The sequence below is a fragment of the Arthrobacter gandavensis genome, assembly GCF_015355785.1.
GTDB classification, from domain to species: domain Bacteria; phylum Actinomycetota; class Actinomycetes; order Actinomycetales; family Micrococcaceae; genus Arthrobacter_B; species Arthrobacter_B gandavensis_A.
The window spans coordinates 1,336,199-1,357,264 of the sequence record NZ_JADKYW010000005.1 but is presented as its reverse complement, the minus strand read 5'-3'; the positions used below and the strand labels follow the sequence as shown (position 1 = coordinate 1,357,264).

General features: G+C 65.9%; 24 protein-coding genes and 3 tRNA genes. 10 read left to right on the top strand and 17 right to left on the bottom strand.

All coding sequences use genetic code 11. The features are described from left to right. Positions 1–7: 7 nt before the first annotated feature. Together ITX31_RS11520 and pyrE are read right to left on the bottom strand one after the other, a co-directional pair. Positions 8–1,015, bottom strand: a complete 1,008-nt coding sequence (locus ITX31_RS11520) for an alpha/beta fold hydrolase (RefSeq protein WP_194783471.1) — start codon at positions 1,013–1,015, stop codon at positions 8–10. 24 nt (positions 1,016–1,039) lie between these two features. Beyond that, positions 1,040–1,609 (bottom strand): orotate phosphoribosyltransferase, encoded by a 570-nt coding sequence (gene pyrE / locus ITX31_RS11515; RefSeq protein ID WP_194783470.1) that lies wholly within the window; start codon positions 1,607–1,609, stop codon positions 1,040–1,042. Positions 1,610–1,723: 114 nt separating this feature from the next. Here pyrE and nadE point away from each other — a divergent pair, with 114 nt between their 5' ends. Continuing rightward, positions 1,724–2,545 (top strand): ammonia-dependent NAD(+) synthetase, encoded by an 822-nt coding sequence (gene nadE / locus ITX31_RS11510; protein WP_194783469.1) that lies wholly within the window; start codon positions 1,724–1,726, stop codon positions 2,543–2,545. Positions 2,546–3,047: 502 nt separating this feature from the next. Here nadE and ITX31_RS11505 read toward each other — a convergent pair. Together ITX31_RS11505 and ITX31_RS11500 are read right to left on the bottom strand one after the other, a co-directional pair. Continuing rightward, positions 3,048–3,728, bottom strand: a complete 681-nt coding sequence (locus ITX31_RS11505) for a CoA transferase subunit B (RefSeq protein ID WP_194783468.1) — start codon at positions 3,726–3,728, stop codon at positions 3,048–3,050. A 4-nt stretch (positions 3,729–3,732) separates the two neighbouring features. Further along, positions 3,733–4,380 (bottom strand): CoA transferase subunit A, encoded by a 648-nt coding sequence (locus ITX31_RS11500; protein ID WP_416354815.1) that lies wholly within the window; start codon positions 4,378–4,380, stop codon positions 3,733–3,735. A 201-nt stretch (positions 4,381–4,581) separates the two neighbouring features. On the opposite strand from ITX31_RS11500, the gene ITX31_RS11495 reads away from it, so the two are divergent. The 3 genes from ITX31_RS11495 (at position 4,582) to ITX31_RS11485 (ending at position 7,515) form a co-directional block, all read left to right on the top strand. Next, the gene (locus tag ITX31_RS11495) at positions 4,582–5,361 is read left to right on the top strand and encodes an IclR family transcriptional regulator (RefSeq protein ID WP_194783466.1); all 780 of its coding nucleotides are present in this window, start codon (positions 4,582–4,584) and stop codon (positions 5,359–5,361) included. Positions 5,362–5,854: 493 nt separating this feature from the next. Next, positions 5,855–6,658, top strand: a complete 804-nt coding sequence (locus ITX31_RS11490; protein WP_194783465.1) for an exodeoxyribonuclease III — start codon at positions 5,855–5,857, stop codon at positions 6,656–6,658. 2 nt (positions 6,659–6,660) lie between these two features. Beyond that, positions 6,661–7,515 carry a hypothetical protein gene (locus ITX31_RS11485; RefSeq protein ID WP_323745660.1) on the top strand — a complete coding sequence of 285 codons (855 nt, stop codon included), beginning with the start codon at positions 6,661–6,663 and terminating at the stop codon, positions 7,513–7,515. 60 nt (positions 7,516–7,575) lie between these two features. Here ITX31_RS11485 and ITX31_RS11480 read toward each other — a convergent pair whose 3' ends face one another. The 6 genes from ITX31_RS11480 to ITX31_RS11455 all read right to left on the bottom strand — a co-directional run bounded on the left by ITX31_RS11480 (position 7,576) and on the right by ITX31_RS11455 (position 11,211). After that, entirely contained in the window at positions 7,576–8,187 is a 612-nt protein-coding gene (locus ITX31_RS11480) for a hypothetical protein (protein ID WP_194783464.1), read from the bottom strand. After that, complete coding sequence (locus ITX31_RS11475; RefSeq protein ID WP_194783463.1) at positions 8,184–8,786, bottom strand: DUF6286 domain-containing protein; 603 nt, start codon at positions 8,784–8,786, stop codon at positions 8,184–8,186. The genes ITX31_RS11480 and ITX31_RS11475 overlap by 4 nt, the downstream gene beginning before the upstream one ends. After that, positions 8,783–9,178: a hypothetical protein gene (locus ITX31_RS11470; protein WP_194783462.1), complete on the bottom strand. Its 396-nt coding sequence runs from the start codon at positions 9,176–9,178 to the stop codon at positions 8,783–8,785. The genes ITX31_RS11475 and ITX31_RS11470 overlap by 4 nt, the downstream gene beginning before the upstream one ends. Further along, complete coding sequence (locus tag ITX31_RS11465; RefSeq protein ID WP_055242076.1) at positions 9,175–9,366, bottom strand: DUF2273 domain-containing protein; 192 nt, start codon at positions 9,364–9,366, stop codon at positions 9,175–9,177. Before ITX31_RS11465 ends, ITX31_RS11470 begins: the two co-directional genes overlap by 4 nt. A gap of 80 nt (positions 9,367–9,446) precedes the next feature. Continuing rightward, positions 9,447–9,983: an Asp23/Gls24 family envelope stress response protein gene (locus tag ITX31_RS11460; protein ID WP_416354814.1), complete on the bottom strand. Its 537-nt coding sequence runs from the start codon at positions 9,981–9,983 to the stop codon at positions 9,447–9,449. A 271-nt stretch (positions 9,984–10,254) separates the two neighbouring features. Next, the gene (locus tag ITX31_RS11455) at positions 10,255–11,211 is read right to left on the bottom strand and encodes a ketopantoate reductase family protein (protein WP_194783460.1); all 957 of its coding nucleotides are present in this window, start codon (positions 11,209–11,211) and stop codon (positions 10,255–10,257) included. An 80-nt stretch (positions 11,212–11,291) separates the two neighbouring features. Here ITX31_RS11455 and ITX31_RS11450 point away from each other — a divergent pair, with 80 nt between their 5' ends. After that, the gene (locus tag ITX31_RS11450; RefSeq protein ID WP_194783459.1) at positions 11,292–11,891 is read left to right on the top strand and encodes a TetR/AcrR family transcriptional regulator; all 600 of its coding nucleotides are present in this window, start codon (positions 11,292–11,294) and stop codon (positions 11,889–11,891) included. 116 nt (positions 11,892–12,007) lie between these two features. On the opposite strand, the gene ITX31_RS11445 is transcribed toward ITX31_RS11450, so the two are convergent. From ITX31_RS11445 to ITX31_RS11435, 3 genes are all read right to left on the bottom strand, one after another. Beyond that, positions 12,008–12,083: transfer RNA gene (locus tag ITX31_RS11445), tRNA-Phe, on the bottom strand. 57 nt (positions 12,084–12,140) lie between these two features. Next, positions 12,141–12,214: transfer RNA gene (locus tag ITX31_RS11440), tRNA-Asp, on the bottom strand. A 61-nt stretch (positions 12,215–12,275) separates the two neighbouring features. After that, positions 12,276–12,348, bottom strand: a tRNA-Glu gene (locus ITX31_RS11435). Positions 12,349–12,505: 157 nt separating this feature from the next. Between ITX31_RS11435 and ITX31_RS11430 the strand changes: the two genes are divergently transcribed. Both ITX31_RS11430 and ITX31_RS11425 read left to right on the top strand, forming a co-directional pair. Continuing rightward, a complete protein-coding gene (locus tag ITX31_RS11430; protein WP_194783644.1) occupies positions 12,506–12,865 on the top strand; it encodes a metallopeptidase family protein in 360 nt (119 codons plus the stop codon). A 13-nt stretch (positions 12,866–12,878) separates the two neighbouring features. Further along, positions 12,879–13,808: a cation diffusion facilitator family transporter gene (locus tag ITX31_RS11425; protein WP_194783458.1), complete on the top strand. Its 930-nt coding sequence runs from the start codon at positions 12,879–12,881 to the stop codon at positions 13,806–13,808. Between the two features lie 8 nt (positions 13,809–13,816). Here the strand turns inward: ITX31_RS11425 and ITX31_RS11420 are convergent, their stop codons facing one another. Then, complete coding sequence (locus tag ITX31_RS11420) at positions 13,817–14,812, bottom strand: universal stress protein (RefSeq protein ID WP_323745659.1); 996 nt, start codon at positions 14,810–14,812, stop codon at positions 13,817–13,819. A gap of 193 nt (positions 14,813–15,005) precedes the next feature. Between ITX31_RS11420 and ITX31_RS11415 the strand changes: the two genes are divergently transcribed. The 3 genes from ITX31_RS11415 to ITX31_RS11410 all read left to right on the top strand — a co-directional run bounded on the left by ITX31_RS11415 (position 15,006) and on the right by ITX31_RS11410 (position 17,893). Further along, positions 15,006–16,439 (top strand): NCS2 family permease, encoded by a 1,434-nt coding sequence (locus ITX31_RS11415; protein WP_194783457.1) that lies wholly within the window; start codon positions 15,006–15,008, stop codon positions 16,437–16,439. Positions 16,440–16,553: 114 nt separating this feature from the next. After that, complete coding sequence (locus ITX31_RS15880; protein WP_228529132.1) at positions 16,554–17,042, top strand: helix-turn-helix domain-containing protein; 489 nt, start codon at positions 16,554–16,556, stop codon at positions 17,040–17,042. Positions 17,043–17,086: 44 nt separating this feature from the next. Continuing rightward, complete coding sequence (locus ITX31_RS11410; RefSeq protein WP_228529133.1) at positions 17,087–17,893, top strand: IS3 family transposase; 807 nt, start codon at positions 17,087–17,089, stop codon at positions 17,891–17,893. Between the two features lie 85 nt (positions 17,894–17,978). On the opposite strand, the gene ITX31_RS11405 is transcribed toward ITX31_RS11410, so the two are convergent. From ITX31_RS11405 to ITX31_RS11395, 3 genes are all read right to left on the bottom strand, one after another. Next, on the bottom strand, positions 17,979–18,872 hold the full coding sequence (locus ITX31_RS11405; protein WP_194783456.1) for a spermidine synthase: 894 nt from the start codon (positions 18,870–18,872) through the stop codon (positions 17,979–17,981). A 146-nt stretch (positions 18,873–19,018) separates the two neighbouring features. Continuing rightward, entirely contained in the window at positions 19,019–19,369 is a 351-nt protein-coding gene (locus ITX31_RS11400) for a thiamine-binding protein (RefSeq protein ID WP_194783455.1), read from the bottom strand. Positions 19,370–19,430: 61 nt separating this feature from the next. Beyond that, on the bottom strand, positions 19,431–20,963 hold the full coding sequence (locus ITX31_RS11395) for an amino acid permease (protein ID WP_194783454.1): 1,533 nt from the start codon (positions 20,961–20,963) through the stop codon (positions 19,431–19,433). Positions 20,964–21,066: the final 103 nt, after the last annotated feature.

The following is a 21,066-nucleotide window of genomic DNA, read 5'->3' as shown; positions in this document are numbered from 1 at the left end:
GGCGGACCTAGAACAGCACCTTGCCCCCGCCGCCGCCCACGGCGGGCACCGGAACATAGGTGTCCAGGACCTCGTCCACCACCCGCTGGTAGATTCCCGGGTTCCACTGCGGGCTGGCATGCGCGGGACGCGCGCCGTCGGTGATGAGCGAATTCGAGACCATGTTGCCCGGAAAGATCTCGGTCCAGCGGGCCCGGGCGGTGTAGTAGTTCACCGTCTCATCACCGGGGTTTCCGATGAAGGCCAGCTCGGCGTCTCCGAGGGCACCCGCGAAGGCAGCGGCGTCGTAGTGGTAGATGTAGGAGGACTCAGACTGGATCAAGGTGCTCGACGGCGCCAGCGGGGAAAGCTGTTCAAGTGTCTGGTCCATCACCGTGCTCCAGCTGCGCTCGTCCTTGTGCAGGATCCGCTCCCCCAGCTCGTAGCCGCCGCGCAGCGCGCTGGGGATCCGGTAGCCGGCTTCGTAGAGCAGCACCACGCCGCGGATCATGTTCTGGTCCAGGACGTCGAACCGTCCGGCCGGGCTTGAGTCCAGGATGACAAGCTCTACCTGCACGCCGCGGGCCAGCAGCCTGGCCGCCAGTTCCACGGCCACCATCCCGCCAAAGCTGTGCCCGTAGAAGTACACACGGTTGAGGCGCCGGGTACGGATGTGCCGAAAGACCTCGGCCTCGATCGTGTCCAGGTTCAGGCCCCTGTTTGAATAGCCCACTGCGGCCATCTGCCCGCGCCTGGCCAGCGCCGGACGAAGCGAGTTCACGATCCAGACCGCTTCTTCCCAGCTGGTCTTGTAGCCCGGGAAGAGGAACCACATGGCGCGGGGAAACTCGGAAGCGGCTGCGTCGTCACGGACCGTGAGGATTTCAAGCTCTTCACGCTGTTCCTGGATCAGGCGCGTGACAAAAAGGTCCGCGGCCAGCGTCAGGCCGGCCGCGGCGCCCACCAGGAAGCGGCGCCGGGAAAAGCGGCCCAGGCTCTCCGCATAGCGGAGGACCTTCGCTGGGTCTTCACTCATGGGCTCCGGCAACCGGTGTGGGCGCTAGTCGAGCCCGAGCTCGTCCTTGCCGAACGCGAACAGGTACGGCACGCCGGCTTCGGCTTCAATGCGTTCCTTGGCGCCGGTGTCCCGGTCCACGATCACTGCGACGGCGACGACGTTGCCGCCCGCGTTCCGCACGCCTTCCACAGCGGTCAGCGCCGATCCGCCGGTGGTGGACGTGTCCTCAAGGACAACGACGTCGCGGCCCGCGACGTCGGGACCCTCCACCTGGCGGCCCATGCCGTAGGACTTCTGCGCCTTGCGCACCACGAACGCGTCGACGGTGCCGCCGCTGCGGGCCGAGGCGTTCATGACGGCGGTTGCCACCGGGTCCGCACCCATGGTCAGGCCGCCTGCGCTGGCGAACCGGATACCGGCTGATTCGATCATCTCCAGCATGACCTCGCCCACCAGCTGTGAGGCCTCGTGATGCAGGGTGATGCGGCGCAGGTCAATGTAGTAATCGGCTTCCTTGCCGGAAGAAAGAGTCACCTTTCCGCGCACCACTGCCAGTTCCTTGATCAGTTCCAGGAGGCGGGCACGGGACGCGGCGATCTGCGGGGAAGTCATGCCCCCAATCCTATCCGAGCGGGCCCTTTGGCCCCTCCGCGGCGGCGCGCGTACCGCGTCACAGAACGTCCGTCCCCTGCCCGGGCAAAGGGCGTGTTGTATAGGCTAAACGCCATGCGCGAACTTCAAGCCGAAATCATTGCCGAAATGGGTGTGCACCCCGCCATTGATCCGGAAGCGGAGATCCGGCGCCGGGTGGACTTCCTCAAGGACTACCTGCATGCATCCCGCACCAAGGGGTTTGTGCTGGGCATCAGCGGCGGCGTGGACTCCACGCTGGCCGGCCGCCTGGCCCAGCTCGCCGTCGAGGAACTGAACGCGGAGGGAACCGAGGCGAACTTCATTGCCGTGCGGCTGCCCTACCGGGTGCAGCACGACGAGGACGATGCCCAAGCAGCACTGGAGTTCATCCAGCCCAAGACATCCTGGACCTTTAACATCGGGGACGCCGTGGACGGTTTCGAGAAGGCCTACGCGGCCATGGAAACCGGAAGCCTCAGCGACTTCAACAAGGGCAACATCAAGGCCCGGGTGCGGATGACCGCCCAGTACGCCGTTGGCGGGGAACACAACCTGCTGGTCATCGGCACGGACCACGGAGCTGAGTCCGTGACCGGCTTCTTCACCAAGTACGGCGACGGCGGCGCGGACATCCTGCCCCTTTCCGGGCTCAACAAACGGCAGGTCCGCTCCCTGCTCAACACCCTGGGCGCCTCCGAGAAGCTTGTGGGCAAGGCTCCGACAGCCGACCTGCTGGACGGCGTGCCCGGCCAGGCGGACGAAACGGAGCTGGGCGTCACGTACAACCAGATCGACGACTACCTTGAAGGCCGGGACGTCCCCGCCGAGGCCGCCGAGAAGATCGAGAAACGCTACCTGATGACGCGGCACAAGCGGACGGTGCCGGTTTCCGTTCTTGATTCGTGGTGGAGGTAGGTTTTCCTGGGCTCGCAGGCCCGGGAGGCCGGGCGGGCGGGCCCGGGAGACCGGGAGACCGGGCGGGCACGGGAGACCGGTAGACCCGGGCGGGCCGGCGGGCCGGGCGGGCCGGCGGGCCGGCGGGCCGGCGGGCCGGCGGGCCGGAACGGCGGCAACGAAACTCCTTCGCTCGCAGGGCTCGCTTTGGAGTATTAAAGCCGCCTAACCCGGCCCGTCCGGGCCCCTGGCGACGTGCGCTCGAGAGGGCAGGTGACGGGCGAGCCGTGTAGCCCCGTCCGGCCCGGCCCGGGCCGGGTTTCCCACCCGTTGTTACTCCTGTGCCGGGTGGGACCCTGCCGGAGCGGGGATTCCCACGCGTCGTTGCTCCTGCGCACTCGTGTGACTCGCCGCAACGGGGTTTCCCACCCGTTGTGGCTGCTGTGCCAGTTGAGGCCGTGCCGGAGCGGGGATTCCCACGCGTCGTCGCTCCTGTGCGCTGGTGGGACCTCAGGAGTGAACATTAGTCACGGTGCATGGGAAGGCGGGCGGGTAAGGCGGCGGGAACGGAATCCAGGGCCACGGTGAACTTGGCGCCGGTGGTGGATTGCAGGGACTCAACGTCCTGGTCCGGAGCCATGCGGCGGAGAATTAGGGTGCCCTCGTCGACGTCGAACACTGCGCGGTCGGTGATGATGCGGTCCACGACGCCGACGCCGGTAAGGGGCAGGTCGCACTCCTGGACGATCTTCGGGCTGCCGTCCTTCGCGAGGTGGTCCGTAACCACAAGAACGCGCGGGGTACCGGCCACCAGGTCCATGGCGCCGCCCATGCCCTTGACCAGCTTGCCCGGAATCGTCCAGTTCGCCAGGTCACCGGAGGCAGAAACCTGCAGCGCGCCAAGGATCGCCGTCTGCACGTGGCCGCCGCGGATCATTCCGAAAGACGTGGCCGAGTCGAAGAAGCTGCCCCCGGGAAGAACCGTCACTGTCTGCTTGCCCGCGTTGATGAGGTCGGCGTCTTCCTCGCCCTCATAGGGAAACGGCCCCATGCCCAGCAGCCCGTTCTCGCTCTGCAGGAAGACATTCACTCCCGGCGGCAGGTGGTTCGCCACCAGTGTGGGAATGCCGATTCCCAGGTTGACGTACTGGCCGTCCTCAAGTTCTTCGGCTGCGAGCGCCGCCATTTCATCCCGTGTCCACATAGTCTTAGGCCTCCGCGCGGACCCGGACGGTCCGCTGCTCGATGTGCTTTTCAGTCTTCTCCGCAGGCACGACCCGCTGGACGAAGATTCCCGGCGTATGGATCCTGTCCGGCTCCAGGAAATCCGGAGAAATGTGCTCAGCTTCGGCAATGGTCATCTGCCCCGCGGCCGCCACGAGCGGATTGAAGTTCTGCGCCGTCATCCGGTACCGGAGATTACCTTCGGCGTCGGCCACATGCGCCCGGACCAGGGCGAGGTCCGCCACGATTCCGCGTTCCAGGATGGCCCGCCGCCCGTCGAAGACCGCTTCCGGCTTACCTTCCGCCACTGGAGTACCCACGCCGGTAGGCGTGTAGAAGGCCGGGATGCCCGCACCGCCGGCCCGAAGCCGTTCCGCCAGCGTGCCCTGTGGCACGAACTCCACCTCAAGGTCCCCGGACAAATACTGTTCGGCGAACAGCTTGTTCTCACCGACGTAGGAACCAAGCACCCTGGAGACCTGCCTGTTCTCCAGCAGCACGCCCAGGCCCTTGCCGTCCACGCCCATGTTGTTGGAGACGATTGTCAGTGAGCGGGCTCCGCTCTCACGCAGGGCGTTGATCAGGTTGACCGGAATGCCGCTCAGGCCAAAACCGCCGACGGCGATGGTCATGCCGTCCCGGACCACGCCGGCCAGCGCCTCCCCTGCACTGCCTAGAATCTTTCCCGCCACGTGCATGCTCCTCGGCTCATAATGTGGACGTCCCTCATGTCTGGACCCTGAGGCTAGACAGCGGGCTTTGGCCCGGTCAACGGAACCGGCCAAAGCGTTCGGCTGATGGCCAGATCGCCTTTTGCTGTTCATAATGTGGACATGGGTGAGGGAGTGCAGGGTGCGCAGGTGGTCCATCGGCTCGCCGGAGTGCTCCGAACCGTCAGCGCCGCGATGCCGCATGGAATAGCCACGAGCGACGTCGCCCGCGCGGTGTCCCTGCCGCGCCCCACCGCCCACCGCCTGCTTGCTTCGCTGGCCGCAGAGGGGTTCCTGGACCACGACGGGCGCTCAGGGCGCTGGCTGCTGGGTCCGGAGCTGTACCTCATGGGATCCGTGGCCGCCGAACGCTATGACATTTCCTCCCTCGCCCGGGAACATGTCCGGGCCCTCGCCGAAGCCACCGGTGAGAGCGCCTTCTTCTCGGTTCGCCGCGGGAATGAGACGGTCTGCCTGCTTCGGGAAGACGGCGCGTTCCCCATCCGCTCGTTCGTCCTGCACGAAGGCAGACGGTTTCCGCTCGGGGTTGCCTCCGCGGGGCTGGCCATCCTCGCCTTCTTGCCCGAACAAACTGTCGAGAACTACCTCGGGAGCACTGACCTGACTGCCGGCCATGGGGACGGTCACGGTTCGGACGAGATCAGGACCAGGATCCGCGACACCCGCGCCCTGGGATACGCGGTCAACCCGGGACTCATCGTCAACGGCAGCTGGGGTATGGGCGCGGCGGTCTTCGATCCTTCCGGGCAGCCGGCCTGGGCGTTGAGCCTCACGGGCATTGCTCCCCGCTTCACTGACGAGCGCCGCCCGGAACTTGGCCGTCTGCTGCTGCACCACGCCCACGAACTCTCCCGGAAACTCCGCCCCTCCCTGTCCCGCTAGATGCCAAGGAATGCGGCCGTCTCTTCCCCCAAGGTGGGGCCGGGCCTCCCTGTCGAGACACGTCGTGGAGCCAGCCTGGAGCTACTTTTCGCTCCACTTTGTGACGTTCCGGCCAGTTTGGGAGATCGCTCCGCTCCGCCGCGGCCGGAAAGTTCCAAACTGCACGAATTGTCCCAAACCGGAGCGATTCGATTCTCGTTTCACGCAAACCCACCACCCTGCGGGGGTGACCGAAGCGCGCTGGGTCCACCCGTGCGCAATCACCCAGCGGGGTTCGCCGGAGTGCCCCGGTGGGTGCCGCCCGCGCACAGAGCCAGCCTGGCGGGCCGGGTTAGGCGGCTTTAATACTCCGCAGTGAGCTCTGCGAACGAAGGAGTTTCGTTGCCGCCGTTCCGGCCCGCCCGACGGCACCCCGCCCCCCGCGGCCCCACGCACAAAAGCCAGCACCAACGAACGTAGGCCCCGCTTGCGCGGATTGGGTAACGTAGCAGGGGTGAAGATTGCTACCTGGAATGTGAACTCCATCCGTGCCCGTGCCGACCGCGTTGAGGCCTGGCTGCAGCGCTCCGACGTCGATGTCCTGGCGATCCAGGAGACCAAGGCCAAGGATGACAACTTCCCCTGGGACATGTTCGAGTCCAACGGCTACGAGGTGGCGCACTTTGGGCTGAGCCAGTGGAACGGGGTCGCCATCGCCTCCCGCGTGGGGCTCGACGACGTCGAGCGCACCTTCCCGGGCCAGCCGCACTTCGGCAAGACCGAGGAGACCACTGCAGCCGAGGCCCGTGCCATCGGCGCCACCTGCGGCGGTGTGCGGATCTGGAGCCTGTACGTTCCCAACGGCCGTGCCGTGGATGATCCGCACATGCCGTACAAGCTGGAGTGGCTGAAGGTGCTGCGTGACCAGGCCGCGTCCTGGGTCGAGGCGGATCCGAAGCTGAACCTGGCGCTGATGGGTGACTGGAACATTGCCCCGCGGGACGAAGACGTCTGGGACATCGACTGGTTCCGTGCCCAGAACGCCACGCACATCACCGAGCCGGAGCGCGCGGCCTTCCAGGCGTTCCTTGAATCCGGTTTCCAGGACCTGTCCCGCCAGTACACGGAGGGCCCCGGGGTCTACACGTACTGGGATTACACGCAGCTGCGCTTCCCGAAGAAGCAGGGAATGCGGATCGACTTCGCCCTGGGCTCCCCCGCCCTGGCCGCCCGGGTAACCGGTGCCGGCATCGACCGGGAGGAACGCAAGGGCAAGGGCGCCTCGGACCATGCGCCCGTGATCGTGGAACTGGACTAGGCGTGGCCGGGACACCGGAAGCGACCGTGTGGCGTACGTTCCCGTACGTGTCCTACCTTCGCGTCTACGAGCCGCTGGACGCCTTCGACGACGAGCAGCAGCTGCGCATCCTGAACCAGCGCTCCCGTGCCCGCCATGAGACGGAAGTGCTGGAACGAAGCGACGCCGTCCGTCGGCTGGTGCGTGCTGTCTCTGATCCGTTCCCGCACAATTCGACGGATCTGGTCCGGGTGCTTCACCATCCCGGACCGGACGGCACCACAACGCGCCTTTACTGCCCCAACCAGCTTGCCGTCCGGACATCGCTGGCGGCGGAGTCCCTGGGCGAAACGGTCCATGGGCCGCTCGTCGACGTACTGCTGCCCGAGGTTGCCCGGGAGGCGCACGCCGCGCGGATCGACCCGGATTCCTTCGCGGATTCCCTGGCCAAGCTGCATACCCGCTCAGCCACCTGGGGTGTGCCGTTCGGGTGGTTCGTGCTCATGCACGAGGATGACCAGACCGAGGTCATCGAGGAGGACGGCCGGGTACTTACGGTCCGCCTCTCAGCGCCGGTCCAGCAGTGCATTGAGCGTGCCCGGCATGCCGCGGCGGCCCTGGCCCTGGCCGCACCGGAACTGGATCTGCTGGACGAGCTCACCGACCTCGTGGCATGGATGGAGGCCTTCTCCCCCTCCGCGGTACTGGAGCTGGACTACGGCCCCGTGGCGGACCTGGTCTACCCGGATGACTCCCCGTCCGACGTGCGGCTGGGCATCGAATCGCTGGCCGACGGCGATATGACGGGCGCTGCCGCGGCGTACCGGCGGCTGGCCGGACGCTGGATTCCTATCCGGCAGCTCGCCCGCGCTTCCTGAGCAGGAACGCCCCCGGGCCTCCTGAGCAGCAGCAATCCCGCACCTCCGCCCGGGAACGGGTCAGCGGACCCGTTCCTCCCGGCCCAGCCGGTACCGCCGGCCGGCCTCCAGGCTGATCAGCACCGTTGAGCTACGGCCCAGCGCGGCGTCAAGGGCCTCAACCAGGTTCGTTGCGTCTGCCGCCACGAGATGCGGCGCGGCTCCCTGCCGGGGCACAATCCGCACCCGCAGCCCGTTGCCGTCCGCCAGGGCCCAGGTACTGACTCCCACCGAGGTCACGTCCGGGTCTTTCAGCAGGGCCTCGCGCAGTGCCTGCTCGGGCACCAGGCCGCTGATGGCAATCCGGCCGGGTGCGCCGTCGTCTTCGTATTCGGCAACCAGGGTGTCCGCCCGCCCGCGGCCCTGCGCGGCGATCCAGAGCACGAGCAGGACAGCGCAGACAACCATGGCCAGGGCCAGGGCGGGCCAGAGCCAGCTTTGGCGCTGTCCCGGAATAGCCGTGTCGCGGAGCAGGCGTCCACCGTCGGCCAGAATCGCCGGGGCGGTGTCCTGCCACCAGCGCGCGGCGGCAGGGTCGACGCTGAGCAGCAGCAGGCCTCCGCCCAGGACCAGCAGCAGCAGGCCGCCGATGCCCAGGAGGATCCGGTTGACGGAACGCGGTGTGCGGTTCACTGTCCGATCGCCCCCACGGTTGAAACGAGTACGCTGACCGCCGGCAGCGGCTGGAGACCGGTGAGCGCCAGCTCATCCTCCACCGCTGCGCGGAGCGCCTCCGGATCGACCGGGATGCCGGAGGTGGGACGTACCCGCACCTCAACGCGTGTCCGGCCGACCGTCACGAGGACCTGCTCGGAGGTGACCCCCGCGGTCAGCCGGGCGCGGCGGGCTAGCGAGGAGGCGAGGACTTCGGCATCCACGACGACGGCGGCACGCGGGTTGGGCAGGGCGTAGCGGGCGCGGCGGCCGGGCAGCACTGCCATGAGGAAAAACCAGAGTCCGGCGAGAAAGATCAGGGCGCCGGCCAGCCCGAGCATCAGGGGATCGGCGTCGCGCGGCAGGCCCGCGAGCCAGTGCGCGAAAGTTGGCGGATCGATCAGCCATTCGTCCTGCCCCAGGGACTGCAGTACTGCTTCGAGCAGGACGTACAGGCAGAACAGGATGCCCAGGACAGCGGCAATCACCGCAGGAACGGTTCGTGCGGCATGGGTTTCCCGCCGAACGATCCGTGCGGTCGATCCCGCGGTGGGCGGGGCGGCAGTTGTGTCGCTCATCTCACGCGGCTCCCTTCCTGTACCCGAATGCCGGTGACCCGGATATCAACGAGGGAGAGGATTGAACCGGTGAGGTAGGTGATGCGCTCCAGCAGCACCGGCTTAGCCGCGCGGGCACGGTCCCAGACCGAACCGCCGGTCCGGGCTACCAGCCCGGGATCCGTCGCTACTGCTCCCAGCGGCGGCATGGTGACCGGAAGCGCCAGCGACAGTGCGAGCAGCCCCTGGTCGTCACTCCAGGTGACGCGGACGGCCGATGCGGCAACCCCGAAGTGTTCGGCTGCCACGGCCTGCGCGGTGCTGGTCAGCGCCTGGGTGCTGATCCGGTTATGCCCGGCCAGCGGCGGCGCGGGGAGGGGTTTGGCTTCCCCCGGCACAACGGCTGTGCTCATGAGGACGAACGTCGCCCGGTGAGCGCGTCCCGGACGCTGCGGAAGTCGACTTTGCCCTCCGCTGCCCGGCCGAGGAACGCACCGACGGCGATGAACAGTGCCATCAGCAGGAATCCCCAGAAATCGAAGAGAAGAGCGGTGAAAGCCAGCACGGCACCCACGGCCATGCCCACGACTGTCGGTTTCATAGTTCCTGCCTTACCCGTCGTCCCCCGCGGGGAGGGATCCGCATTGATTGGTCTGTCGAAGCCCGGAAGATCCCGCATGCTCAGTCCTGGCCCGCGGCCGGCTGGCGCTTGACGGCCCGGGGATCCAGTGCCTCCGGAACATGCACGTCCGCGACGGACACGTTGACCTCCACGACGTTCAGTCCCACCAAATCCTCCACGGCCGCGTATACAGCGGAACGCACGGAGTCGGCCAGCCTGGTCAGCGGGATGCCGTAATCGGCCACCAGGGTGATGTCCACGGCAGCCTCGGTCTCACCGACCTCGACGTTCACCCCGGCTGTGGCGCTGCTGTCGGAACCGGCGACGGCGTCCCTCACCGCCCCCAGCGTCCGTCCGCCGCCGGTGCCCAGCGTATGCACGCCGGGAACTGCCCGCGCGGCGATGGCAGCTACCTTTGCCACTGCCTGCTCCGCTATGGAAGTCCGGCCGCCGGGCTCTTCGCCGGGAACGGCACCGGACGGGTTGGCGGCACCGGGGACCGGGGGTACATAGGGCTGCGCCGGGGCCGAAGCGGGCTTCGGACCGGCAGCGGGCGGCGGGGAGACTGCACCCGAACCGGCCGGCGTTGGGCTCAGTGGCTGGTTTCCGGCAGCGGCAGGACCGTTTCCCGGTGTGATCTGGGCATCTTCCATAAAAGCCAAGCCTATCCCCTCGCCTGCGTGGTTGGGCAGGGAGGCCCGGCCTCAGACCATGCGGGCGCGGGCGGAAGCGGCGGCCCGTGACCTGGGTGGGATCGATCCCCATGAACAGGTTCCGCGGCTGCCATTCAGCCTGCGGGTGACTTGCGGGATTCGCTGCGGTCCACCGGCTATCCGGGTGTCCGAAGGCTACCAGCGCCGGAGGCCTTCACGCGGATTCAGTTTCCTGCCAATATCTCCAGGCCTGCTCCAGTCTTGGGGTTGGGATGCCGAGCAGGCGGGCGGAGGCTAAGGCATCGGACATGACGGCTCGCGGCTCGGCTCCGTTCGGGTTGGCATGGGCTGCGAGACTCGCCTGCGCAATGGGGAAGAGACGGGTGGCCCAGCCTGACAACGTGCCGGCCGATCGGGGCAGACGGGCAGGCATGGAAGCTGTGCGATGTCGACTCAGGTCGATGCCTCGCGCCTCAAGGACGGGGAGCATTTCCCGGCTCGTCCTGAACGCTTCACGCAGCCCGCGCCCGTCCCCGATCATCTTCGCCAGGCCGCCGGCCTTCAGCGCCTGGGAGAACATACCGACGTCCATTGCGAAGTGCAGCCACAGCCAACCGCGGATGTCACCCTCTTCCTTGACGGCAAAACCTGCCTGTTTGAACATCCCGTGCACCAGACCCTTCCGCCAATCGGACGCGTCTCCCGCAGTACCGATGGTCACCGACCGGAAGAGTGCGCCGTGCAGGGCGCCCTCACTGTGGAATCCCCCGCCGGCTCCCGGAAATCCGAATACGACCTGGTCTGCCGGGAGGGGCAATACTGCAGTTGGCGGGTCTTCCCATATGTTGCCGAAGATCAGCACGGTGGCTTCACCGGCGTATGCAGCCACGGTCGCAGCAGCCTCGCGTAGCCGGTGGTGCCCGACGCTGAGCACGATTACGTCAAACTGCCCTCCGGGATCCGAGCTGTCCCGGAGCGCGGGGGTGAACGCAGTGCGGGTTCGTTTTCCGTAAACGGATCCGCGGCCGTCGAGGAGATCAATCGTCAAGGAGCTCCCGTACTGCGGAATGCGTGTCGAGCGAACGGCGAAGGCAACCTCATGGCCGGCGGCAATGAAGGCCTTGCCGTAGATCGTCGAGATGACACCACGGCCGAACATTAGGATTCGCACTCATCGCCCTCCGGTAAAATGGAGATAGTCTCCGCTCGCCACAATATGGAGATCATCTCCACTTGTCAAAGGAAAGCACTATGCCTGACGGAAAGCCGATGCGCAGAGACGCCCAACGCAGTCGCGACGCGATCATCACGGCGGCCCGGCTCGTATTCGACGCAGGTGAATCGATCCGTTTCGATGACTTCGCCGCCCGCGCCGGCGTCGGCGTCGGGACACTTTACCGGCACTTCCCAACGCGGGAGACACTCGCGGCCGCGGTGTATACAGCCGAACTGTCGGCACTGTGCACCCTGGCAGGCGACTCGAGCCGACCGCCCCACGAGCGGCTCGACGAATTCATCCACTCGTTCGTGGCTTACCTCATTGAGCATTCGGCGCTTGCGCGCGCGCTGTCTGCGCTCGTCGATCCTTCGACGCAGGCCGCGGGCGGAAGTGAGATCGAACGGACGCTCTCCAGCCTCATGCTCGCCGCTGCGAAAGAAGGCACGATCCGCGACGACGTGGGCCCGGGCGCCGTGCTTGTCGCCTTCCACGGTATTGGTTCAGCCTCAGACCGGCCGGAATGGGCCACAGAAGCACGGGATCTTGCCGCACTCATCATTCAGGGGCTAAGGGTGCCGAAAGCGGCACAATCCGACGGGATGCCTGGCCGCTCTCCTCGTCCAGCTCCCTGATCCCTGATCCCGGCAGCCATTTGGGGTGATCAGGCGGTGGACTGCCCATGGATACACCGGGCTGACGAACCAGAATGAAAGAAAAACCCCGCACTCGGTGAGTGCGGGGTTTTAGCTGGTGGCTCCGACCGGCGTCGATCCGGTGACCTTTCGATTTTCAGTCGAACGCTCTACCAACTGAGCTACAGAGCCGGGCATCATCGAAAAGATGATCACCGAGATCTTCCAAATCGCTTCAGAAAATCTGAGCGACCCTGACGGGACTTGAACCCGCGACCTCCGCCGTGACAGGGCGGCGCGCTAACCAACTGCGCTACAGGGCCTTGCTTTTCACGAGTGTCAACTCTACCAGCTTTTCAGCGGTGTAATTACCACTCTCGTGAGTACCCCCAACGGGATTCGAACCCGTGCCGCCGCCGTGAAAGGGCGGTGTCCTAGGCCGCTAGACGATGGGGGCTTAGAACACGCAGCGTTCAACCTGGCTGACACCGGAAATTTCCCGGTTCCAGTCGTGTTTCCCGGCTGCGGACTTATAAAACTATAGGGCCTCTTCGCGCGATCTTCAAAATCGGATTCCGGGCGCCCCCGGCTAGAGTGGAAATGTGCCGATCGAGATGAGCCCCGATGACTTCGAAGCCGCCGTCGACGACGCCCTGAACTCCATTCCCCAGGACCTGGCCAAGGCGATGAACAACGTGGCTGTCTTCATCGAGGACGAGTACGTTCCCGGCCCGCATGAAGACCCGGAAACTGAACTGCTGGGCCTGTATGACGGCACACCCCTGACCGAGCGTGACTCCTGGTGGGGCGCCGGCTCCCTCCCGGACCGGATCGTCATCTTCAGCGGCCCCCTGACCCGGATGTGTGAATCCAGGGATGAGCTGGTGGACGAAATCCGCATCACCGTCATCCACGAGGTGGCCCACCACTTCGGCATCGATGACGCCCGGCTGCACGAACTGGGCTGGGGCTAGCTAGCCTGTAAGCATGGGCGATCATTCCGGCCACAGCCATGGCCTGCCGTCAGGCACAGCCACGGGCAGGCACCGCCGCAAACTGCTGGCCGTTTTCCTCATCACCATTACCGTGGTGGTCATCCAGACCGCCGGTGCACTCGTCTCCGGTTCCCTGGCCCTGCTTGCCGACGCCGGACACATGCTTTCGGACGCCGCCGGTGTTTCAATCGCCCTGCTCGCCGCCTGGATAGCCGCCCGTCCAGCCACTGCGAAACGGACCTACGGCTACCAGCGGGCCGAGGTCCTGGCGGCTCTGGCCAACGCGGTGCTGCTGATCGTGATCGCCGTCGTCATCTTCACCGAGGCGGTCCGCAGGATCGGGGACGCCCCGGAGGTCCAGACAGGGATCATGCTTTTCGCAGCGATCCTGGGCGGACTGGCCAACCTGGTTTCTCTGCTGATCCTGCACTCCGGGCGCAAGGAGAGCCTGAACGTGCGCGGCGCGTACCTGGAGGTGCTTGGGGACCTGCTGGGCTCGGCCGCCGTGGTGGTGTCCGCCGTCGTCATCATCCTGACCGGCTACCAGCAGGCGGATGTCTGGGCTTCCTTCCTGATCGCCGCCATGATCCTGCCGCGCGCCTGGTCGCTGCTGCGCGAAGTGATCGATGTGCTGCTCGAAGCCACGCCGCGCGGCGTGGACGTCGAAATGATCCGTGAGCACGTGGTCAGCGTGGACGGGGTGCAGGACGCCCACGACATCCACATCTGGACCATCACGTCCGGAGTCCCGGTGTTCTCGGCGCATGTGGTGGTGGATGAGGAATACCTCACACCCGACGGGGTGGACACCATCCTGGACCGGCTCTCGGGCTGCCTCTCCAGCCACTTCGACACCGAACACTGCACGTTCCAGCTGGAACCTGAACGGCATGCCGTCCACGAAGGTGAACGGCACGCCTGAAACCGGCCCTAGTCTTCGGCCATGGGGCCGAACTTCGCCCGGTCCGCCAGGCGGGGATCGTCGTAGTCGGGAACCACCATGACGGGGCCCTTCGCGTGGTGCAGCACGCTCTGGCTGGTTGAACCCAGCAGCATGCCGGCGAATCCGCCGCGGCCCCGGGTGCCCAGCACCACCAGCTCAACGTTCGCCGTGCGGCCCACCATGACCTCCGCCGGCGGGCCGTCCACCAGTTCTACGGACATCTCTACATCCGGGAAGTGACTCTGCAGCCAGTTCCGTCCGGCGTTCAGCTGCTCCATGAGCTCAGCGTGCAGCGCGTCGACATCCAGCGGGGCCGGGACCCAGGCCAGGGATCCGCTGAACGGAGGCAGGGCGCAGACGATGCGCAGCGGAAGACCCGTGCTGCGGGCCTGCTCGGCGGCGACCAGGGAGGCGGCCCGTCCCTGCTCTGAACCATCGACACCGACGACGACGGCCTGGTGCACGTCGTCCGCCACCGGGGAGCCCGCCGGAGCCGGAACCCCGGCTTCGGGCAGCCGGCCGGCGGTCCGCAGCGGAACAATGACCGTGGGGCATTTTGCGTGGGCGGGAACGGCACTGGACACGGATCCAAGCAGGCGGCCAACGAAGCCGCCGCGTCCACGGGACCCAACCACCACGAGGTCTGCGTCTTCGGAGAGTTCCAGCAGCACCGCAGCGGCGTCTCCGCTCTCCACCCGGGAGACGACTTCGAGTCCGGGCTGCGAGATACGTGCCACAGCTTTTTCCTGGACGGAGCGTGCTCCGTCGCGAATCACCGCGTCATCGACGGCGGTGTACCCGGCGTCCATTGACGACGCCGCGAAGATCGGAACGGTGTAGGCAGTCACCACGTGCAGCGGGACGCTGCGGCGCCGCGCCTCCCTGGCGGCCCAGGTGAGGGCACAGATGCTCTGGTCCGAGCCGTCAACTCCCACCACGATTCCGGAGCGGACCGCGCCCGCCTCAAACTCAGCATCGAACACAATCGGCTCCCTTCGGGGTGCACACAGCCACCCTCGGCTGCGCTCCTAGGGCCAGCCTACCCGCCGGACCACCGTGACGCGCGTGCCTTTCGCGCGGACCGCCGCATTAAAAGCTGCGGGCAGTACGGGTCTAATATCGAATCTGGGGCATTCGCCCGCTCCCGCACAAACACTCACTCAGAGGAACACAGCCATGCTCAAAGAAGGTTCAAGACTGGACCGGTATTTCGAAATCTCCAAGCGGGGCTCCACTGTTGGCACGGAGATCCGCGGAGGCCTGGCCACATTCTTCGCCATGAGCTACATCGTGGTACTGAACCCGCTGATCCTCGGAGGCGAAGACGGCGCCGGCAATGTCCTGGGCGGACCTGCCATCGCTGCCGCGACGGCGCTGATCGCCGGTGTGCTGACCATCGTCATGGGCGCCTGGGCCAAGCACCCGTTCGCCATGGCAACCGGCCTGGGAGTCAACGCCTTCGTTGCGGTCACCGTTGCCACCAATGAAAACCTCACCTGGCCGGACGTCATGGGCCTGGTTGTCCTGGCCGGCATCACCATGTTCATCCTGGTGCTCACCGGCTTCCGGACCGCCGTCTTTCGGGCTGTTCCCCCCAGCCTGAAAACCGCCATCGTGGTGGGCATCGGCTTCTTCATCGCTCTGCTGGGCTTCGTAAACGCCGGTTTTGTGCGCCGCGTGCCCGATGCCGCCGGCACCACCGTCCCCGTTGAGCTCGGTTCCGGAGGGGCACTGCTGGGCTGGCCCACGCTCGTGTTTGCCTTTGGCCTGATCCTCACCATCGCCCTGATGGCCCGGAAGGTCCGCGGTGCGATCCTGATCGGCATCCTTTCCTCCACCGTGCTGGCCGTCATCATCGAGAACGTTGCCTCCCCGGGCAACCAGGGCACCGGCGCAGCCACAGGCTGGTCCCTGGTAACCCCGAGCACGCCCCAGTGGGGCGCTCCGGACCTGTCCCTGATCGGCAACTTCAGCCTGTTCGGCTCCTTCGAGAAGCTGGGGATCATCGGCGCCTCCCTGCTGGCCTTCGTGATCCTGCTCAGCATCTTCTTCGACGCCATGGGAACCATGGTGGGCCTTTCCACCGAGGCAGGAAGCATCGACAAGGACGGGAACATCCCCAACGTTGAGCGCGTACTGCTCGTGGACGCGGCCGGTGCGATCGCCGGCGGCGGCGCGAGCGTCTCCTCGAACCAGCTCTTCGTCGAATCCGGCGCCGGCATTGGCGAAGGAGCCCGCACCGGTTTTGCCTCGATCGTCACCGGCCTGCTGTTCATTGCGGCCATGTTCCTGACGCCGCTGATCTACCTGGTGCCGTTCGAAGCCGTGGCCCCGGCCCTGGTGGTCGTGGGCTACCTGATGGTCACCCAGGTGTCCAAGATCGACTGGTCGGACATCGGCCTGGCGCTCCCGTCCTTCCTCACGATCGCGCTCATGCCGTTCACTTACTCGATTGCCAACGGACTCGGAGCCGGGTTCCTTGCCTACGTCATCATCCGCACGTTCCAAGGACGGGCAAAGGAAATCCACCCGGTCATGTGGATCGTCGCCGCGGCCTTCGCCGTCTTCTTCTGCGTTGGGCCGATCGAGGCAGCGCTGGGTCTGGCATAAGACCCTTTCCGCCGGCCGCCAAGCCGCCAAAGACCTAAAAGGGTGCCCCTGCCGGTTTGAACTGCTCCCCGAAAGTTGGACTGAGAAATCAGTTCACTCTCGGGGAGCAGTTCTATGCACAGCAGCAGTTCATTGTCGGAAGAGCAGCGTGAGGCAGCGGTAGCCTTATTTGAGCTGGGTTGGGGGTACAAGTCGGTAGCCATGAAGCTTGGCGTGAGCAAGAAGGCTGCAAACGGGTTATACGACCGCTGGAGAGTGCGCGGAGGGACAACACTATTGGCCAAGCCAACCAAGCGTAAGTTTTCGTTTGAGTTCAAGCTCATGGTTGTTCAGCGCTTTCTTGCAGGAGAAACGAAGGTCGCCTTGGCTCAGGAGTTCCAGCTGTCCTCACCCAATCTCATCAAGGCGTGGGTCAGTAAGTACCGCAGCGAAGGCGAAGAGGGCTTGCGTCCTAAACCGAAGGGCCGTCCGAAAGCGCTGACCGAAGCTCCTGCGCGGCCGGTGTCGGAGCTTGAACGGTTGCGTAGGGAGAACGAGCGGCTGCGGGCAGAAGTAGCCTTCCTGGGAAAAGTTCAGGCCTTGAGGGGAAAGGAACGGCGCTAAAAGTCCGCGCTGTCATCGCCCTCAAGGCCGAGCACCGTCTGGACTTGCTCCTTGACGTGGCCGGCTTGGCTCGGTCAACGTTTTTCTACCACCAAGCCCGCTTACAGAACCCGGACCCACAAGCTGAGCTCAAAGCCGCAGTCCGGGAAATCTTCGAGAAGAACCATGCCCGGTACGGTCACCGCCGCATCCACACGGTACTGGTCAAGCAGGGTTGGACCGTGGCGAAAAAGACCGTCTTGAAGCTGATGCGCTCTCTTCGGCTGGTCTGTAAAGTCCGGCGCAGGAAACGCTACGCCTCTTACCGCGGCGAGCAAGGTGTAGTGGCGCCGAACCTGTTGAACCGGGAATTCGAAGCTGCTGCACCAAACCAGAAATGGGTTACGGACGTGACTGAGTTCAGTGTCGGTGACCGCAAGCTCTATCTTTCACCGGTGATGGATCTCTACGACCGGCAGGTAGTGTCTTTTTCGGTCGGGGACTCCCCGAACCTGGAGCTCACGAATTCGTGCCTGCGCGATGCCCTGGCCAGCCTAAGGTCTGGTGAAGCGCCGATGGTTCATTCGGATCAGGGCTTCCAGTATCAGCACCGGTCCTGGCGTGCTCTGCTCAATGATGCCGGCGCAGTCCAGTCAATGTCGCGCAAAGGTAACTGCTACGACAACGCGGTGATGGAGAACTTCTTCGGTCATCTGAAGGAAGAGCTGTTCCACCGGGTCCGGTTCCTGAACACCGATGCCCTGGCAGCGCAGCTCCGCGAGTACATCGGCTGGTACAACAATGAACGCATCTCGACAAAGCTCGAGGGCCTGAGCCCGGTGCAATACCGTGCTCAGGCCCTCGCGGCCTAGGATCTTATTTGGCCAGTCCAACTTTCGGGGAGCAGTTCAGTTTGGCAGGGGCACCCTTTTTGTTTTTGTGGACCCATGCTGCGCCTCAGGCCGGCTGCTGTTCCCCGCCGTTCCCGGCGTCGGGAATCCCCGGATCGTGGATCACCGCGGAGCCTCGCCCGAAGGACCGGACCTTCGCGTCCTCCCAGAGGCGGGCCGGCATCGCCCCGCCCAGCAGGGTACGCGGCAGCGAGGCATCCTCGGCGAAGGGCACGTCGGAACCGGCGATGATGATGTTGCCGAAGCGCCTGCCCTTGAGCATGGCTGGGTCGGCAACGATGGCGGTGTGCCGAAAGGCCGACGCGACAGTTGCTGCTTCCCGCCGCGCCGTTTTCAAGTCGGGTGAGTCTCCGCAGTTGACCACATACAGTCCGTCCACTGCCAGGACCCGCTTGGCGTGGACCAGGAACTCTGCGGAGGTCAGCGGCACCGGGGTCTTGTCCCCCGCGAAGACGTCGCGGATGATCAGGTCCCGGCTGGCTTCGCTGAGGGATTCAGTGACCTCCCGGGCTTCGCCCACGCGCAGCCGCATCAGCGGGGACCGGGGAAGGTCGAACCAGCCGCGCACCAGTTCGGCCAGTTTTCCGTCCAGTTCGACGACGACCTGCCGGGCACCGGGATAGGCGTCCGCGAAGTACCGGGCCATGGAGCACGCGCCGCCGCCCAGGTGCAGCGCCCTCAGCCTGGTGTCCGCGGGGAAGCGGGATTCCACCAGTGCGGCGATCCAGCGCATGTACTCGAAATCCAGCTCACGCGGGTCCGCCAGGTCTATATGGGAGGAATGCACGCCGTTGATCTTGAGCAGCCAGCCGGTGGAGGAGAACTGGTCCGGCAGCAGTTCGCAGGTTCCGGTGTCGATCTCATAGCGGCCGGCCACCGGGCCGCCGCCGGAAACAGCGGCTTCACCGGACGCGCCCTTGCCGGGACGCTGGCGGCCCATCAGGAAACAGCCGGGGGAAGGTGGATAGGGCTCATGGTTCCAGCTTAGGCTTCAGGCGGCCGGCTCCACGGATCCGGGCGGCCGCCGGCAGGCGGGGCCACGGGCAGTCCCGGGCGGCCGCGGGCCACCCACCGGCAGGAAAACAGCTAGGAGTGGCCCCGGTATTCGTCTTCTGCCGCCAGTACCTGTTCCAGCCGCTCAACCTTGCCGGCAAGTTCTCCGGTATGGCCCGGACGGATGTCCGCTTTGAGCACCAGGGACACCCGGCTCCCGTACCGGCCGACGGCTTCCGTGGCGCGGCGGATGACATCCATGACGTCGTCCCACTCACCCTCGATCGTGGTGAACATGGCGTCCGTGCGGTTCGGCAGGCCGGACTGGCGGACAATTTTGACGGCTGCGGCAACGGCGTCGTGCACCGACGCGTCAGCGGACGGCCCCTCGGGGGCAGTTTCGGGGCCGACACCGGACGGGGCAACTGAGAAGGCAACTAGCATGCGCCCAGTCTGCCATCGGAGGCCGCGAACCTGAACTGTTCCGCCGCGCGGCGGACCAAAACTACTGGTCCGAGGAGGTCTGCGGCGCCACCGCGGGGGCGCCGCCGGCCTCAGGCGTTTCTGCGTTCTTCGGGTTCAGCCGGGAACGGCGCCGCCCGTAGACGAAATACAGCAGGAATCCGAATGCCAGCCAGAACAGGAAGTAGATCCAGGTTTCGACGGACAGGTTGGTCATCAGGTACAGGCACAGCAGGGTTGAGAGCACCGGAAGGACCGGACCAAACGGCACCCGGAAGGCGGGCCTGAGGTCCGGGCGCTTGCGGCGCAGCACCAGCACACCCGCGCTGACGACGACGAATGCTGACAGCGTGCCGATGTTGATCATTTCCTCCAGCACGTCCACCTGGGTGAAGCCGGCCACCAGGGCAACCAGGACGCCGCAGAGGATCTGCAGGCGGGCCGGCGTGGCGTGCTTGGAGCTGGTCCGGGACAGTGCACGGGGCAGCAGCCCGTCGCGGGACATGGCCAGCACCACGCGGGCCAGGCCCATCAGCAGCACCATGATGACGGTGGTCAGGCCGATCAGCGAGCCGATGGCGATGACCTGCGCCGCGCCGGTATTGCCCACCAGGCTGAAGGCTGTAGCCAGGTTGGGTGCTTCAACTGAGGCGAGCTCAGTGTAGGAAACCATGCCGGTCAGCGCCAGGGAGACGCCGATGTACAGGGCGGTCACAACGGCCAGGCCGGCGAAGATGCCGCGGGGCAGGGTGCGTCCGGGATTCTTGACCTCTTCCGCGGAGGTGGCAACGACGTCGAACCCGATGAAGGCGAAGAACACCACTGCCGCACCGGCGAAGACACCCAGCACGCCGTACTGGGCCGGCGCTGCGCCTGTCATGAAGGAGAAGAGCGACTGCGCCATCACGCCTTCGGTGCCGGCAGATTCGGTGGAAACCGCATCCGGGATGAACGGCGTGTAGTTCTCGAAGTCGATGTAGAAGAAGCCGACCACGATCACGAACAGCACGACGCCGATCTTGATCAGGGTGAAGACGTTGCCGACGCGGGCGGAGAGCTTGGTGCCCATCACCAGCAGCACGGTGAAGAGGGCCACGATCAGGAACGGACCCCACGTCATGTCCACCGGGCCGAGGGAAATGGTGGGCGGAATGTCCCATCCAATCAGCCCAAAGACCTCGCTGAGGTAGATCCCCCAGTACTTGGCGATGACGGCCGCGGCCGTGAAAAGCTCGAGGATGAGGTTCCAGCCGATAATCCAGGCGATCAGCTCGCCCATGGTGGCGTACGTGAAGACGTACGCGGACCCGGCAACCGGGATGGCCGTGGCGAATTCCGCGTAGCACATGATGGCCAGGGCACAGGTGACGGCCGCAAGGATGAAGGACAGCGTGACTGCCGGACCGGAGAACTGGGCCGCGGCTTTGGCGCCAACGGAGAAGATGCCGGCGCCCACGGCCACGGCCACGCCCATGATCATCAAGTCCCACGTGGTCAGGGACCGTTTGAGGCGCCTGCCCTCCTCATCGGCGTCTGCGAGTGATTGCTCAATAGGCTTGGTGCGGAACAGGCTCACTTGCTCGGGTCCTTGCTGTGGGGGATGCCAGGAACAGCCATAAGAAGGCCGCGGGTATAAGTGTAAACGCAGGCTGCTGGCTAAGTGCAGTTCGCTTTGCGAG